Origin of the sequence: Streptomyces sp. NPDC088707 (genome assembly GCF_044752725.1) — a bacterium.
Taxonomy (GTDB): domain Bacteria; phylum Actinomycetota; class Actinomycetes; order Streptomycetales; family Streptomycetaceae; genus Streptomyces.
Window position 1 is genome coordinate 621,774 of record NZ_JBIVLV010000001.1, and the last position, 13,400, is coordinate 635,173.

The following is a 13,400-nucleotide window of genomic DNA, read 5'->3' on the forward strand; positions in this document are numbered from 1 at the left end:
CTGATCGCCCACTGAACGGTTCCATGGCCAAGAACAGCACTTCATCGACCACCGTCCCCGACACCGCCTGGCTCGGGCGTGGGCGTCACCTCGGGCCCGAGCCCGAGCGGGACGTCCGGCGCAACCTGCTCGCCCTCAAGGCGGCCCGGGTGATCGACGACTTCCTGGACCTCGACCCCGTCGAGGCGGCGCGTTCCACCGATCTGTACCCCCGGGACGAGTCCGCCGACCCCGGCCCGTCCGCCCGGCGGCTCTTCGAGGCCCGCTGGCGCGTGGCCGACGACGTCACCGTGCGCGCGCAACTGACCACGTACGATCCCGAGTCCCGCCGTACGAAGAGCGAGGGTGTCAGCTGGGTCCTCGCCGCGGAGGCCGAGCGGGCGTGGGAGGCGGGCTGGCCCTCACCGGCCACCGTGTTCTGGCCCGACAGCGACCAGGTCCCGTGGGACCACGGGACGGTGCCGGACGTGCGCCTGCGGTCGGCGAACCACCTCCCGAAGGACGACGACGAGCTGCGCCGCCTGCTGCGGGCCTGTACCCGGCAGAGCTGGTTCATCCATGTCGTGGTGCACGAGGCGATGACGCCGGACACCCTGGGGCGCCGGCCGATCACGGCGTTCCTGCCGCCGAGCCTGCGGCACCGGGTGGTCGAGCACCGGGCCACGCCGGACCAGGCGCTGATCGCCGACTTCGTGATGAAGCGTGAGCTGGGTGTCGGGATACCGCGCGGCGGCGCCGTCATCCTGCCCCCGGCACCGCAGGCCGTCGGCTACGACGCGGAGTACTTCACGGTCCCCCATGTCTTCCTGGACGGCACGGAACCCACCAAACTCCTCGACAGGATCCAGGAGTTCGCCGCGCGACCCCAGCCGATGCCGGCCGACGCCGAACAGGTCCTGACACGGCTGCGGCAGGGCTGGCACCTGCTCACCCCCGACGAGGAGCTGGCCCACGCGCGGGCCATGGTCACCCAGTACGCCAAGGCGCTCGAAGCCATGACGGCCTCCTGCGACCTGTACCGGGAGGCCGCCGAGTCGGCACTCGAAGCCCTCGCCGAGGCGAACAGCGGCGACGGCGCCCCCCGGACGGCATCAGCGGCGGCCAAGGAGGACCCCTCTCCCTGGAAGAGCCTCACGAAGACCCTCTCGCGCTTCCGCGGCCCGAGCCCCCAAACACCGGATACGGAGGACCGGCAGCGCCCGCACGGCGAGTGAGACCCTCCGCCACGCGGTCACTCCGGAGGTGTCGGATCCGGGGCCTTCGGGATGGCGCGGTCGCCCGGGTGGCGGACGGCGCACAGGAAGCCGAGCGCCAGGGCCACGGCCATGCCGTAGAAGACCCATTGGTTGGCCTGGGCGAAGTCCATCTGGATGGACGACATGGCGTCGCGGGTGGCCTCGGCGACCTGACCGGTGCCGGTCGGCGGGGTGGCGTCGCCGTGGCCGGAGACGGAGTCGGTGATGCCGCGTGCGACCTGGTCGGCGACGGCGGGGTCGATGCCCCGCGCCCGAAGCGTGTCCGTGACGTTCTCCGTCATGGCTCGGGACAGCAGGGTGCCGAACACCGCGAGGCCGATGCTCGCCGCGTAGTTGCGGACGGTCTGCGTGATGCCGGTGACCTCGCCGTACGAGGCGCCGATGGCCCGGTTGACCGCGTCCGTCGACGCGGGGGCCAGGATGAAGCCGATTCCCGCGCCGGCGAGAGCCGCGTAGGGCCACTGGTCGTGCATGGACAGGTTCGTCAGTTCGTTGGCCCACAAGGCGAAGCCGACCGCGCCCAGGATCGTTCCCGCCTTCAGCGCGGGGCGCGCACCCCGTTTGTCGAGGATCCGGCCGCCCCACTGGGAGGCGAGGGCGAAGCCGGCGAAGAAGTACAGCAGGAAGAGCGCCGCCTGGTTGGGAGAGGCGCTGAGGGACACCTGCGCGTAGACGGAGGAGAAGAAGAACACCGGCACGAAGGCGAGCATCGCGAAGAACAGCACGGCCGTGTCCACCGTGAACGCCTTGTCCTGGAAGACCCGCAGGTCGATCAGCGGGTGGGGGACGCCGCGCTCGTACCGTACGAACACGTACAGGATCACGAGGCCGCCGACGACGCACAGCCAGGTCGCCCAGTTCCCCCATCCCCATGACCATGCCTGCTGGAAGCCGAGGACGCTCAGGCCCATGCCGGCGGCGACGAGGACGGCGCCCGGCACGTCGAGCGTTCCGGGGCGTGGGCGGTCCGCGATGTGCGCGAGGGCGGTGAGGATCAGGGCGATGATCGCGACCGGCACGTTGACCCAGAACACGGCGCGCCAGGTCCACGAGGCCGTGAGCCAGCCGCCGAGCAGCGGACCGACGGCGGTCAGCGCTCCGGAGATCCCGAAGAACAGGGCGAGGGCCCTGCCCCGCCGTTCGACGGGGAACACCGCCACGACCACGGCCAGCGCGGCCGGGAAGAGCAGTGCCGCGCCGAGACCCTGCACGGCCCGGAAGGTGATGAGCCAGGGCTGGGCGTAGTCGCCGGAGGGGACGCACCCGCAGAGGACGGACGCGATGACGAAGACCAGGGTGCCGATGACGACGATGCGCCGTGGCCCGTACAGGTCGGCGAGGCGCCCGCCGAGGGCGAAGAACGCGGCGAGGGCGAGGAGGTAGGCGTTGACCACCCATTGCATCCCCGCGCTGGAGAGTCCCAGTTCGCGCACGATGTCGGGGGCGGCGATGGAGACGATGGTCTGGTCGATGAAGGTCATCGCCACCGCGAACATCATCGCCGCGAGTGCCACTGTCTGGTTCGGGAGCCGCGCGCCCTTCTGAGACGTGGGGTACGGCTGAGGATCAGGCTCTGTCCGGCTGCTCACTCTGTCCAGTCTGAGCCCGTCCGTCGCGTCACGCACGCCGCGCGCGGGCAGGCGGGTGCCCGAGTGGGCGCGGCCAGGGAACGGGGCGTCGGGGAGGAGGGGGCGTGCGGCCTCAGCAGGGGGACCCTGACGAGCCGGCCTGACAGGCGTTCTAGGGACGTTCGAAAGCCTGGAGCACGCCACCCAGCGCGAAGCACAGCGCACCGCACAACGTCCCCCAGTTGGCGATGTCGGCGTTGACCAGGCTCTGGGTCGTGGGCCGGGTGAAGGCGGCCACCGCGGAGACCATGAAGAGCACCGACCCGAACTGGTTCACCGCGACCACCCACCAGCCGAGGCTGCGCGAGCGGAGACAGGGGCGGGAGCGATGACAGATCTCGGCGAACGCGAGATGACCCGACACCAGGAACAGCACGCAACCGACCACGTCGGGAGCCCAGATCAGCCGGTTGGTCTGCTGGACGGTGAGCCCCTGCAGGAAGGAGTCCAGCAGGTTGACTCCGAACACGAGCGTCCCGGTGAACAGTACGAACGTGCTGAGCCAGTCCAGACGCATCGGCTCGTACCCCCACCACCGCCAGACGGTCGTCGCCGGCGGGCCGCTCTGTGGTGCGTGGCGAGGCGCGTTCAGCACCTGCAGGAGCGCGGTGTAGCCCCCGATGGTGAAGAACAGCCCGCCCGCGAAGTAGACGGAGGCGCTCTCGACCGGGTCGCCCGAGCCGAACTGGGCGACGCCGGCGCCGAGCGCGAAGAGCATTCCACCGAGGAAGAACGCACCCGATGCGACGGAGTTGAGCCTCCGGAGGCGCTCAAGGGCCTTCGCGTCGGCGGTCGGGGACGTGGTGACCGCGCCCCCGGGGTCGCGGACGGACAGCACCCCGCGCTTGCGCGCGGGGCGCGACTCCCATACGACCGTCCCCCCTTCGGGGTGGGGCCAGGTGAGCCGGGTGGTGAACGGTCCCGCGCCCTCGGCGCGGTGCTCAGGCTGTTCCACGGCACCGAGCCTAGTTTCAGCTCCTCCGCCTGACGGACAGCGAAACGTGGACGTTGCGCGGTCCGCCGGACGGCCTGGCTCCGACGGCTGGAAGAGACCCCCGGCGATCCCCGGCCCTGCGGCCACGTTCGTCGGGGGATGCCAGGGGGCTCTCGCCGCCTCCTTCGTCCGTACGGCGTGTCAGGCCCGGGCGCCGCTCGTCATACTCGCGCAGTGAGTGACCACCGAGGCGAGACTGCCCTGAGTGCGCAGGAGCTCACGCTGGACGCGGGCCCCGGTGCCCCGTTCCAGCAGCGCGGCGATGCCGTCGCGGACACGCTCGTCGTCGCCGCTCTCGACCAGGGCCTCCCGGACATGGGCGTACAGCGCCCGGACGACGTCCGCCGCCGGCTCCTCCCGCATGGTCGCGGGGTGGAGGAGAGGGCCGTCCAGGCCTGACTTGCCGGCCCGCCATGAGGCCAGCCGCAACAGGCTCGTGCTGACGCGGGAGGGCGGTTCTCCGGCCTGCCAGGCTCTGGCGGCCGTCTCGACCAGAGCACGCACCAGGGCGGCGAGGAGTACCGGCGTCGACGCGTCGAGGCACACGTCCACCACCCTGACTTCCACGGTGGGGTAATTGGCCGACAGCCGGGCGTCGAAGTAGATCATTCCCTCGTCACGCAGGACGCCGGTGCCGAGCAACGCGCGGACCTGCTCGTGATAGCGGTCGGCGGATCCGAAGACGTCCATGGGGCCGGCCGAGGGCAGCCGGTTCCACACTCTGCTGCGATAACTCGCGTACTGGCTGTCCTTTCCCTGCCAGAAGGGCGAGTTCGCGCTCATCGCCGTCAGAACGGCGAGCCAGGGCCGGATCCTGTCCAGTACGGCGACGCCTTCCTCGTCCGAATCGACCGAGACGTGGACGTGGCAACCGCACGTGAGCTGCTCCTGCGCGGTCAGGCCGAACTGCTCACCCAGCCAGGCGTATCGCTCGCCCGGGTTCAGCGAGGGCTCGGCGGGCAGCGGTGAGGTGCCGAGGGCCGCGACCAGGGCGCCTGCGGAGGCGGCGTGGCGACGGGCCTCGGCGCGGCAGCGGATGATCTCCTCCTGGAGTTCGCCCATCTCCGTCACCGGTTCGGTGGCGAACTCCACCTGCTCCTTCTGCAGTTCCTTCTCGAAGGCGTGCTCCGGCTCGCCCTCGTCGCCCGGCTGCCGGCCCACGGACCGGTCCGCGGCCGCGAGGACCGCACCGGCCAGGGCGAGCGGCTCTCCGCTGCGGGCATGCACCAGCAACAGCTCTTCCTCCACGCCCACGCTTCTCATCGAGCCACCACCGTTCGCCCCTCTCTCCGTTGGACAGCACCCCACACCGCCACCGGGGTCAGCCCTTGAAGACGTCCTTGATCTTCTCCTCGGCCTATCGGGCGTCTCCCCTGTCCGACAGGCCGGACTCCCCGAAATCGGGAACACCGCTCCACACGGCTTCTGGCCTGCATTTCCACCGGCAAACCTGGCCCTGCATGTCATCCCTCGACACCGGTGTCCCCCGACGTCGAGCAGATCTGCCCGCCCGGCCCTACACGGTGGCGAACGGGCTGTCCCCGAGACGTGCCAGCAGATCGGCGGGATCGCGGTACACGGCGGCGGCGCCGGCCTCTTCCAGGTCCGCCCGCGGGATGCCGCCGCAGAGGAGGCCCACGGCGGTCACACCGGCGCGGGCGGCCGCCCGCATGTCCCACACGGTGTCGCCGACGAACACGGCCCGCTCGGGTGGCACCCCGGCGAGCCGAAGGGCGTGCCGGACGGGTTCCGGTGCGGGTTTGCCTTCCTCGACGTCCTCGGACGTACTGGTTGCCGCGATGGCGTCGTCGGCGTCGATGGCTCGCCGCAGGGCCGAGAGTTCGCTGTCCTTCGCCGACGTGACGAGAACGACCCGCCAGCCGCTGCCGGCGAGGGTGCGCAGCAGGTCGGCGACCGATGCCAGGGCGGGCAGGCGGTCGAACCAGGTGGCGTACAGGGTGTCGTGCGCGGCGCTCAAGCGGTCGTCCTGCGCGTGGTCGCGGTCGCCTCCCAGGAGGTGGTCGAGCAGGTCCTCGCCGGGCAGGCCGATCGCCCGGTGGACGGAGTGCATCTGCACGCGGTGGCCGGCCTGGCGCAGCGCTTCCCACCATGCGACCACGTGAAGGTGGTTGGTGTCGGTGAGGGTCCCGTCGACATCGAAGAGCGCGGCGCGTTCCATGGTTTCCCTTCTCACAGATCACGCGGCACGGGAGCAGTTTCTGCCTGCGCCCGGCCGCGGCTTACTTCTCGGGGTCCAGGGAGTCGCGGACGCCCTTGGCGCGCTCGACGACCGCCTCGCCCGCTTCCCGGACCTTGCCCTTCATCTGGTCCGTCTTGCCTTCCGTCTCCAGGCGCTTGTCGCCGGTCGCCTTTCCGGCGGCTTCCTTCAGCTTGCCCTTCGCCTTCTCCGTATCCTTGTCAGCCATGTCGGGGCCACCCCTCTCCTCGGGATCGATTCCACAGGTCACGCTAGTCACGGGCCGGGAATCCCGCCCGTCGGCGGAGGGGCGTGGGGAGGGCATGCGGCCGTGGCGACCTCACATCTCACCGACGGGCGTCCAGGACCTAGGATGCCTGGGTTCGACCGTGCGGGACATCGGGGGTTGCGTGGCATGAGCGGTTACGGCAGTGGTGGGTACGGTGACGCGGCGGGCAGCAGCAGCGCGAACCCGCCTCAGGGACACCCCTACGCTCCTCCTGTGCCCCCGCGGGGACACCCGGACTCCCCACCCGGTGCTCCGCAGGGGCACCCGTACCCGCAGTCCGGCCCTCCGCCGGCCTATCCGTACCCGCGGTCCGGGCCTCCGCCGGGGTACCCGTACCCGCAGTCCGGGCCTCCGCCGGGATACCCGTACCCACCGGTCTACGGACCGGTCCGGCCTCCGCGCGCAGCACCCTCGCGGGCGCGGAACATCCTGCGCGGCCTCTACAACCCCCTGTACGCCGCCCAGCGGGCCTTCCGTCCCGCACGCCCCGGGATCGTCAACGACCCGGAGGTCCGCAAGCTCCAGCTGTGGCGGACCGGGCTGGGACTCGTCGCCTGGGTGGGTCTGATGGTCACCTACAACGCCGTCGCGAGCGCCGACGACGTCCAGGGCGTGGCGAGCGAGCGCCTCGACCAGAGCTGGTCCAGTGTCCTGGTCCTCGTCTGCACCTTCCCCGTGGTGGTCGGCGCCTTCGTGGCGGCCGCACGGGAGGGCCTGCGCCGGGTGTACCTGCGCCGGGCCCTGCGCCCCCTCGGCTCGGTACTGGCCATCATGGCGTCCATGGGGACCTCGGCCCTCGCCATGGCCCCGGAATTGGCGGGGCTTCGGGACGCCGTGGGGCTGCCCGGGAGGATCGCCATCGTCGTGCTGTTCCTGTGGGCGCTCGGCTTCGCGCTCTACGGCATCGGACTGTCGCTGGTGCACGTGTTCCGCACCGCCGACATCCACGAAGTGCTGCCACCGATCCTCGCCGGCGTCCTGGTGTGGGAGATGGCCCTCCTCGATGTGATCACCGGGTCCTACGACCAGGTCCCTGCGGGGGCCCGGGTGGTCTTCATCCTCGGCGCCCCCGTCACGGTGACGGCCTTGTCGTGCTGGGAGCTGTACCGGTTGCGACGCAATCACGGACTCACGCTGCGGACGGCTCTGGGACGCTGACCCGCCTCGCCGTGTGGCGATGTGACGCTCGAACCGGGGTCGTGTCGTCGACGACCGCACGAGTCGGCGCCTCCCCCGGGCGTCGTTGTCCAACTGGCGGAAGGGCCCGTCCGACCGCCGGGCGGAGTAGGCTGAAGGTACCGGGAGTAACTCGAACACCCGCTCCCACGCGGACGTCGTTTCCGGCGATCACAGCACTGGGCCGCCCTGCAGGGCGGCCCGGAGACGGGTCCGCGATCATGACCACCGCCCTCGCGCCGATGCTTTCGGCGCGCCTTTCGCTGACGCCGAGGACCACCCTCGCCGGCCTCCTGGACGGCGCGTGGTGGCCCCGCTCACGCGACCTCACCCTCGAGATACCACCCCTGGTCGACGCGCTCGCGGGGCACTTCGGACGCATCACACGCGTCACGGTGAACCCCGCCCGCTGGCCCGTCGTCCCGCACAAGGTCGCCGTCGCCGGGCACACCGTCCACGTCGGCTGGTTCACCGAACAGGATCCCGACAAGATGATCCTGCTCTCCTATGCCGTCGGCCGCTGCGACCTCCTGGTCGTCCCGCCCGACACCGAACCCGCCGCAGCCGCCCGGCTCATGGCCTCCGCAGCCGTCCCTGGCAGCGTGCTCGCCGCCGGAGTCCTGATGTCCGACGAGGCCGCGACCGGCCGCCGCATGCGAGACGCACGCAGCGGCGAGAACGCCTGGGAGACCGACGGCGGGGCCGCCCGGCCGCCGCTGCGGCACGCGATCGTCGGCGCGCGGATGATTCCCGTGCCGGGAAGCCGTCGGCGGTGACCCCATGGAGACCCTGATCACGATCGCCGCGATCGCCCTGCTGGTCGCGCTCGGCATGCGCCTGATCCACCGGCTCAACGCCCAGCACGACGCGCGCATCGCCGCCCACCACTTCGGCGAGCCCCTCCTGGCCATCCGCCGGCCCCCCGGCCACGGCCATCCCACGCCGAGGGTGCACGGCACCCCGTCGAGGCAAGCCAGCCCCGCCGACTCACGGGCACCTGGCCCCGACCTGAGCTGACCTGTGCTGCCTGACCGGACCTGAGCTGAGCTGACCACGGCCCGACCCCCCCTGATCCCCCAGACCACTCCTCCGACCGAAGGCCGCGGGTGGGGCACCCGACACCCGGGACCACCCACCCGCCAGGCCTCTCGCTCGCCCGTGAAAGGACCACACGCCTTGAATCCCGTCGACACCGCCCTCCTGCCCTCGGCCGGGCACGCCGAGATCCGCATCGTCGCCGCCACCCCCGAAGCCGCCCGCGCGGTCGCCGAAGTGCTCCGCCGCTCCTTCGCCGGAGCGGAGCAGCGCAGTTACCCCGTGCCCGAGGGCGGCACACGGCTCCACCTCACCGTCGACACCGGGTCCGCCGCGGAACCCGCCCATTCCTGGCTCGCCACCAGCAGACCGTCCGCGTGCGGCACCCACGTCGACGAGGTGTGAGGAGCGTCGGGGCGCAGCCGGATCCCCGCTGATCACACCAGCCCTCACCGGCCCTCGCCGCCTCCAGGACGCCGGGCGGGCGCTCAGCCCACTGAGTCGAGACGTTCGCGGCAGGCGGCGGCGACGGCTTCGGCGACGCCGACCATGTCGGGCCGCCAGGTGGGATTGCAGTTCACCTCGCACACGGTGAAGGAACCATCGGCTTCGAAGAGGAGATCGACGCCGGCGACACCGAGGCCGATGGCGTCCGCCGCTTCGACGGCCAGCGCCTCGGCGTCCGGATACCGACCGGTGCAGACGGTGTGGGTGCCGCCCTGCGCCAGGTTGGAGACGAGGCGGTCGTCTGCGGCCGTGCGCACGGCGGCGGCCACGGCGCGGCGGTCGACCACGATGACGCGCAGGTCCCGGCCGTGGGAGTGGGCGACGTACCGCTGGAGGAGGTACGGGTGCCGGTCGTCCAGGCTGCCCGCCACGGCGCGCAGCGCCTTGTCGTCGGCGGCGAGGAAGACCCGTCGGCCACGATGGCCGCGCACGGCTTTCACCACGCAGGGCTGCGGTACACCGGCATCGAGTACGTGTTCCAGGGGCGCGTCGGTGTGGGTGCGGGTGTCGGGGACGGGGATGCCCGCGGCAGCGAGCTGTTGGAGCTGCCAGAACTTGTTCACCGCCGCGAGGACCGCCTCGGCGGGGTTGATCAGCTGTGTGCCCAGGGCGGCCAGGTGCCGTAGCAGGGTGACTTCGCGGTCGGTCGACAGCCGGGGCGTCGACAGGCGGGCGTAGGCCACGGCCGGCGCGGTGACGGGTCGCCCGTCGGTGTCGGCGAGGGTGAGCCGTCCGCCTTCCACCCCCAGCACCAGTCGGCTGCTGTGGACCACCGCGGCCCGGTGCCCGAGTTCCGCGGCGAAGGAGGTCATGAGCGACGACGTGACCGGACCCGGATCGCTGCCGGCGCCGCCCTCCCTGCCCCGGCTGAGCCCGGGACACAGGAGCAGCCAAGCACGTGCTGCGGTCACGGACGACATGCCGGTCCCTTCGTTCGCGGGTGCCCTCTGCCGGTCCTGACAGATCATAGGGCGGGCGTCCGCCGAAGGGTGTTCACGGTGGACGTGACGATGAACCACCGGGCAACGGACCGCGGGCGATGGTTACTTGTGGGTACGGGAGTCTTGTCAGCCGCCTGTTGTTTACGCGAACATACTGCGGCACGGCTCCCACCCGTCACCCACCGAAGGCCTTCATGAAGAAGTCACTGCTGGGAGTCGCGCTCGCCGCGGCCCTCATCGTCGCCGGGTCCCCGGCCACCGCCACACCCGCCCGCGCAGGCGCACCCGCACCCGCACCCGCACCCGCACCCGCACCCACGTCCGCATCCTCGCCCACGCCCCCGGCCTCGTCCCCGGCCTCGTCCTCGTCCGCCGGCTCCCTGCTCGCCGAGAGCTGGCAGCCGCCGCTCAGCACCCGGGGCCGCTACGTCGTGGACGCCCGCGGCAACCGCTTCAAGCTCGAGTCCGTCAACTGGCACGGCGCCCAGGGCTCGTACAACGGCAGCGGAGACGTGAACGACCCCGCAAGCCACCACGACGCCGAGAAGTCCGACCAGGTGCCCCTGGGCCTCGACCGTGTCCCGCTCGCGAGCATCCTCGCCGACTTCCACCGGCTCGGCGCCAACAGCATCCGGCTGCCGTTCTCCAACGAGATGCTGCACGATCAGCGCGCCGTGCCGGACGCCGCCGTCGCCGCCAACCCGGCCCTCAAGGGCAAGACCCCGCTCCAGGTCTTCGACGCGGTGATCGCGGCGACCACCGCGGAGGGTTTCGCGGTCATCCTCAACAACCACACCAACACCTCCCGTTGGTGCTGCGGACTGGACGGCAACGAGCGCTGGAACACCAGCCAGACCACCGCGCAGTGGGAGGCCGACTGGCTCTTCCTCGCCAAGCGCTACAAGGACGACAAGCGGGTCGTCGGCGCGGACCTCTACAACGAGGTCCGCCGCACGGTCATGGACGACGCCAACTGGGGCTGGGGCAACGACCACGACTGGTGGGCCGCCTCCCAGCGGGTCGGTGACCGGCTGCTCACCGAGGCCAACTCCGACCTCCTCGTCATCGTCGAGGGCATCAACTGGCAGGGCATACCCACCGACCTCACCCCGCACGGGCGGCCCACCCTCGAACCGGCCCGCGAGCTGTCCCACACCCTGGTCGCCTCGGACAAGCTCGTCTACTCGGCCCACTTCTACGGCTACACCGGCCCCCAGCACACCGGCGCGACCGGCACGGGCGAGACCAGCGACTGGCGCTACCAGGAGCTCCCCCGTGAAGAGCTGTTCCAGACCCTGCGGCGACAGGCCCTGTTCGTCGCCGACGACACCCGGCGTCACTACACCGCGCCCGTCTGGATCAGCGAGTTCGGCATCGGCGCCGACGAGACCGATCCGCGGGGCAGGGCCTGGTTCGCGAACTTCGTCGACTACCTCATCGAGCACGACGTCGATTTCGCCTACTGGCCGGCGGTGGGCTTCACGGGCCACGGACGGTGGAAGCTGCTGGACTACGACCTCCAGGGCCGGCGCTCCGGAGTCCTCGACGGTGACGACTGGCGTACCCCGCACTGGCAGCGGCTCGTCGGCGCCCCCGGCAGGTCGGGCGCCGTACCCGTCACCGACTCCTGGGACATGCTCACCACGGACCACGCCGACTTCGTCCAGTCACTCCGCGCCCGCGCGAAGGGCGACTGGGACCGCGGCGCCCGCAAGGCCGTCTGCCCCGACGGTCAGCGGATCGTCGGGCTCTCCCACGACGGCGGACGCGGTCTGTGCTCCGACACCGGGGCCCGTGGACTCGCCTCGCCCGCCGGCGCGTCGACCGTCGTGACCGACGAACGGCACGTCACGGACGGCGACTGGGCCGGCGGTTACACCAAGTTCCAGTGCCCCGCGAACCAGTTCATGGTCGGCTACAGCCTCCGCGGCCGGGCCGTGTCCGCCGTGCTGTGCGCCGAGGCCGCCCGGGCCCTGCCGAAGGCCGGCCGCACGCTCTGGTTCGACCGCGGCGACAACCGTCCCACCGGCACGCCCGGCGGCGAGTTCGCGCTCGGCAGCTACAAGGGCCAGTGCGGCAGCGACGAGTACGCCGCCGGCGTCGCGCACAGCGGCGCCTGGGCGAGGGGCGACAAGCCCGCCGCCCTCCTCTGCCGGACCCTCTGAGGGCAGGCGGGCCGCCGTCCGGACGCCCCACGGGCGCCGGCAGCCGTGCCGGTGACGATGTTTGACGTGCTCAACCGCGGTGAGGCGTACGGAACGACCACGTCCGACTCATTGACTGGGGAGCACATGGAGACCGTAGTTCGCCTGGCGATCTCCGTCGGCGGATCGGCGCTGGCGGCCTTCGCCGTCTGTCGTGCGGCGGACCTGCTGGCACGGTTCGCCGACGCGCGGCATCCGGAGACCCCGCTGTGGGCGCTGCTGCGCCGCTGCCGCACGCCGCTGTACCTCGTCGTGCTGGCCGCCCTGCTCAGATGGACCTACCCCGTGGCGGCGCCCGACCAGGGGCCGCTCGCGGAGCACGCGGAGGCGGTGAGCCGCGTCCTGCTGCTGTGCCTGATCGGCGGCGGAGCCTGGCTGACGGTGCGTACGGTCGCGGCCGTCGTGGAGTCCTCGTACGCGCGGTACGCCGGACGTGCACGCGACGCCGCCCGGCTCCGCCGGGTCCGTACCCAGGTCACGCTGATCATGCGGGTGGTGTCCGTCGCCGTCGGGGTGATCGCCGCCGCCGCGGCCCTCGTCACCTTCCCCTCCTTCCGTACCCTCGGCACGTCCCTGCTCGCGTCGGCCGGCATCATCGGCATCGTGGCCGGCGTGGCCGCCCAGTCGACGCTGAGCAACCTCTTCGCCGGCTTCCAGATCGCGTTCGGCGACATGGTCCGCATCGGTGACACCGTCGTCGTGGACGGCGAATGGGGTGTCGTGGAGGAGGTGACCCTCACCTTCCTCACGGTGCGGACCTGGGACGAGCGCCGTGTCACGCTCCCCGTCTCGTACTTCACCTCCCGGCCGTTCGAGAACTGGTCGCGCGGCGGCGTGGAGATGACGGGCTCGGTGTTCGTCCACTGCGACCACACGACACCGGTCGCGCTCGCACGGGCGCACCTCGAGAAGTTCCTCACCACGTGCGACACCTGGGACGGGCGGGGCTGGGACCTCGCCGTCACCGACACCTCGCCGACCGGCATCACGGTGCGGGCGATCGTGACCGCCAAGGACCCCGACGACCTGTGGACGACCCGTTGCGCCGTGCGGGAGGAACTCGTGCGCTGGCTCGCCCGGGAGCACCCGGGCGCCCTCCCGAAGGTCGTCACCGCTCCCGCGGCCGATGCCTTCGACGAGGCGCGGCCCGACCGGTCGGGGGGACCCGCCTAG

The 13,400-nt window shown here is 71.7% G+C and carries 13 protein-coding genes; 7 read left to right on the forward strand and 6 right to left on the reverse strand.

Going from position 1 to position 13,400, the window contains the following annotated elements; genetic code table 11:
* The first annotated feature begins 23 nt into the window (after positions 1–23).
* Positions 24–1,214: a hypothetical protein gene (locus ACIP84_RS02890; RefSeq protein WP_401793718.1), complete on the forward strand. Its 1,191-nt coding sequence runs from the start codon at positions 24–26 to the stop codon at positions 1,212–1,214.
* 17 nt (positions 1,215–1,231) lie between these two features.
* Here the strand turns inward: ACIP84_RS02890 and ACIP84_RS02895 are convergent, their stop codons facing one another.
* From ACIP84_RS02895 to ACIP84_RS02915, 5 genes are all read right to left on the reverse strand, one after another.
* The gene (locus ACIP84_RS02895) at positions 1,232–2,755 is read right to left on the reverse strand and encodes an MFS transporter (protein WP_401795628.1); all 1,524 of its coding nucleotides are present in this window, start codon (positions 2,753–2,755) and stop codon (positions 1,232–1,234) included.
* A 241-nt stretch (positions 2,756–2,996) separates the two neighbouring features.
* Positions 2,997–3,839, reverse strand: a complete 843-nt coding sequence (locus ACIP84_RS02900; protein WP_401793721.1) for a hypothetical protein — start codon at positions 3,837–3,839, stop codon at positions 2,997–2,999.
* A gap of 180 nt (positions 3,840–4,019) precedes the next feature.
* Entirely contained in the window at positions 4,020–5,141 is a 1,122-nt protein-coding gene (locus ACIP84_RS02905; RefSeq protein ID WP_401793724.1) for a glutamate--cysteine ligase, read from the reverse strand.
* Between the two features lie 253 nt (positions 5,142–5,394).
* Entirely contained in the window at positions 5,395–6,057 is a 663-nt protein-coding gene (locus ACIP84_RS02910) for an HAD family hydrolase (protein WP_355961573.1), read from the reverse strand.
* Between the two features lie 61 nt (positions 6,058–6,118).
* Positions 6,119–6,304, reverse strand: a complete 186-nt coding sequence (locus ACIP84_RS02915; protein ID WP_401793726.1) for a CsbD family protein — start codon at positions 6,302–6,304, stop codon at positions 6,119–6,121.
* Positions 6,305–6,577: 273 nt separating this feature from the next.
* On the opposite strand from ACIP84_RS02915, the gene ACIP84_RS02920 reads away from it, so the two are divergent.
* The 4 genes from ACIP84_RS02920 to ACIP84_RS02935 all read left to right on the forward strand — a co-directional run bounded on the left by ACIP84_RS02920 (position 6,578) and on the right by ACIP84_RS02935 (position 8,980).
* Positions 6,578–7,522: a hypothetical protein gene (locus ACIP84_RS02920; protein WP_401793728.1), complete on the forward strand. Its 945-nt coding sequence runs from the start codon at positions 6,578–6,580 to the stop codon at positions 7,520–7,522.
* A gap of 239 nt (positions 7,523–7,761) precedes the next feature.
* On the forward strand, positions 7,762–8,316 hold the full coding sequence (locus tag ACIP84_RS02925) for a DUF5994 family protein (RefSeq protein WP_401793730.1): 555 nt from the start codon (positions 7,762–7,764) through the stop codon (positions 8,314–8,316).
* Between the two features lie 4 nt (positions 8,317–8,320).
* Positions 8,321–8,557, forward strand: a complete 237-nt coding sequence (locus tag ACIP84_RS02930) for a hypothetical protein (protein ID WP_401793732.1) — start codon at positions 8,321–8,323, stop codon at positions 8,555–8,557.
* Between the two features lie 159 nt (positions 8,558–8,716).
* Positions 8,717–8,980: a hypothetical protein gene (locus tag ACIP84_RS02935; protein ID WP_401793735.1), complete on the forward strand. Its 264-nt coding sequence runs from the start codon at positions 8,717–8,719 to the stop codon at positions 8,978–8,980.
* An 83-nt stretch (positions 8,981–9,063) separates the two neighbouring features.
* Here the strand turns inward: ACIP84_RS02935 and ACIP84_RS02940 are convergent, their stop codons facing one another.
* Positions 9,064–9,894 (reverse strand): RimK family alpha-L-glutamate ligase, encoded by an 831-nt coding sequence (locus ACIP84_RS02940; RefSeq protein WP_401793738.1) that lies wholly within the window; start codon positions 9,892–9,894, stop codon positions 9,064–9,066.
* A 323-nt stretch (positions 9,895–10,217) separates the two neighbouring features.
* On the opposite strand from ACIP84_RS02940, the gene ACIP84_RS02945 reads away from it, so the two are divergent.
* Complete coding sequence (locus ACIP84_RS02945) at positions 10,218–12,188, forward strand: cellulase family glycosylhydrolase (protein ID WP_401793741.1); 1,971 nt, start codon at positions 10,218–10,220, stop codon at positions 12,186–12,188.
* A 126-nt stretch (positions 12,189–12,314) separates the two neighbouring features.
* Positions 12,315–13,400, forward strand: coding sequence for a mechanosensitive ion channel family protein (locus tag ACIP84_RS02950; protein ID WP_401793743.1), 1,086 nt, complete (start codon positions 12,315–12,317; stop codon positions 13,398–13,400).

Bases quoted from the DNA above. Each gene is read 5' to 3' on its own strand.
- ACIP84_RS02910 (WP_355961573.1), bottom strand. From the start codon at position 6,057: ATGGAACGCGCCGCGCTCTTCGATGTCGACGGGACCCTCACCGACACC.
- ACIP84_RS02905 (WP_401793724.1), bottom strand. From the start codon at position 5,141: ATGAGAAGCGTGGGCGTGGAGGAAGAGCTGTTGCTGGTGCATGCCCGC.
- ACIP84_RS02945 (WP_401793741.1), top strand. From the start codon at position 10,218: ATGAAGAAGTCACTGCTGGGAGTCGCGCTCGCCGCGGCCCTCATCGTC.
- ACIP84_RS02940 (WP_401793738.1), bottom strand. From the start codon at position 9,894: ATGACCTCCTTCGCCGCGGAACTCGGGCACCGGGCCGCGGTGGTCCAC.
- ACIP84_RS02950 (WP_401793743.1), top strand. From the start codon at position 12,315: ATGGAGACCGTAGTTCGCCTGGCGATCTCCGTCGGCGGATCGGCGCTG.
- ACIP84_RS02890 (WP_401793718.1), top strand. From the start codon at position 24: ATGGCCAAGAACAGCACTTCATCGACCACCGTCCCCGACACCGCCTGG.
- ACIP84_RS02895 (WP_401795628.1), bottom strand. From the start codon at position 2,755: ATGATGTTCGCGGTGGCGATGACCTTCATCGACCAGACCATCGTCTCC.
- ACIP84_RS02930 (WP_401793732.1), top strand. From the start codon at position 8,321: ATGGAGACCCTGATCACGATCGCCGCGATCGCCCTGCTGGTCGCGCTC.
- ACIP84_RS02925 (WP_401793730.1), top strand. From the start codon at position 7,762: ATGACCACCGCCCTCGCGCCGATGCTTTCGGCGCGCCTTTCGCTGACG.
- ACIP84_RS02915 (WP_401793726.1), bottom strand. From the start codon at position 6,304: ATGGCTGACAAGGATACGGAGAAGGCGAAGGGCAAGCTGAAGGAAGCC.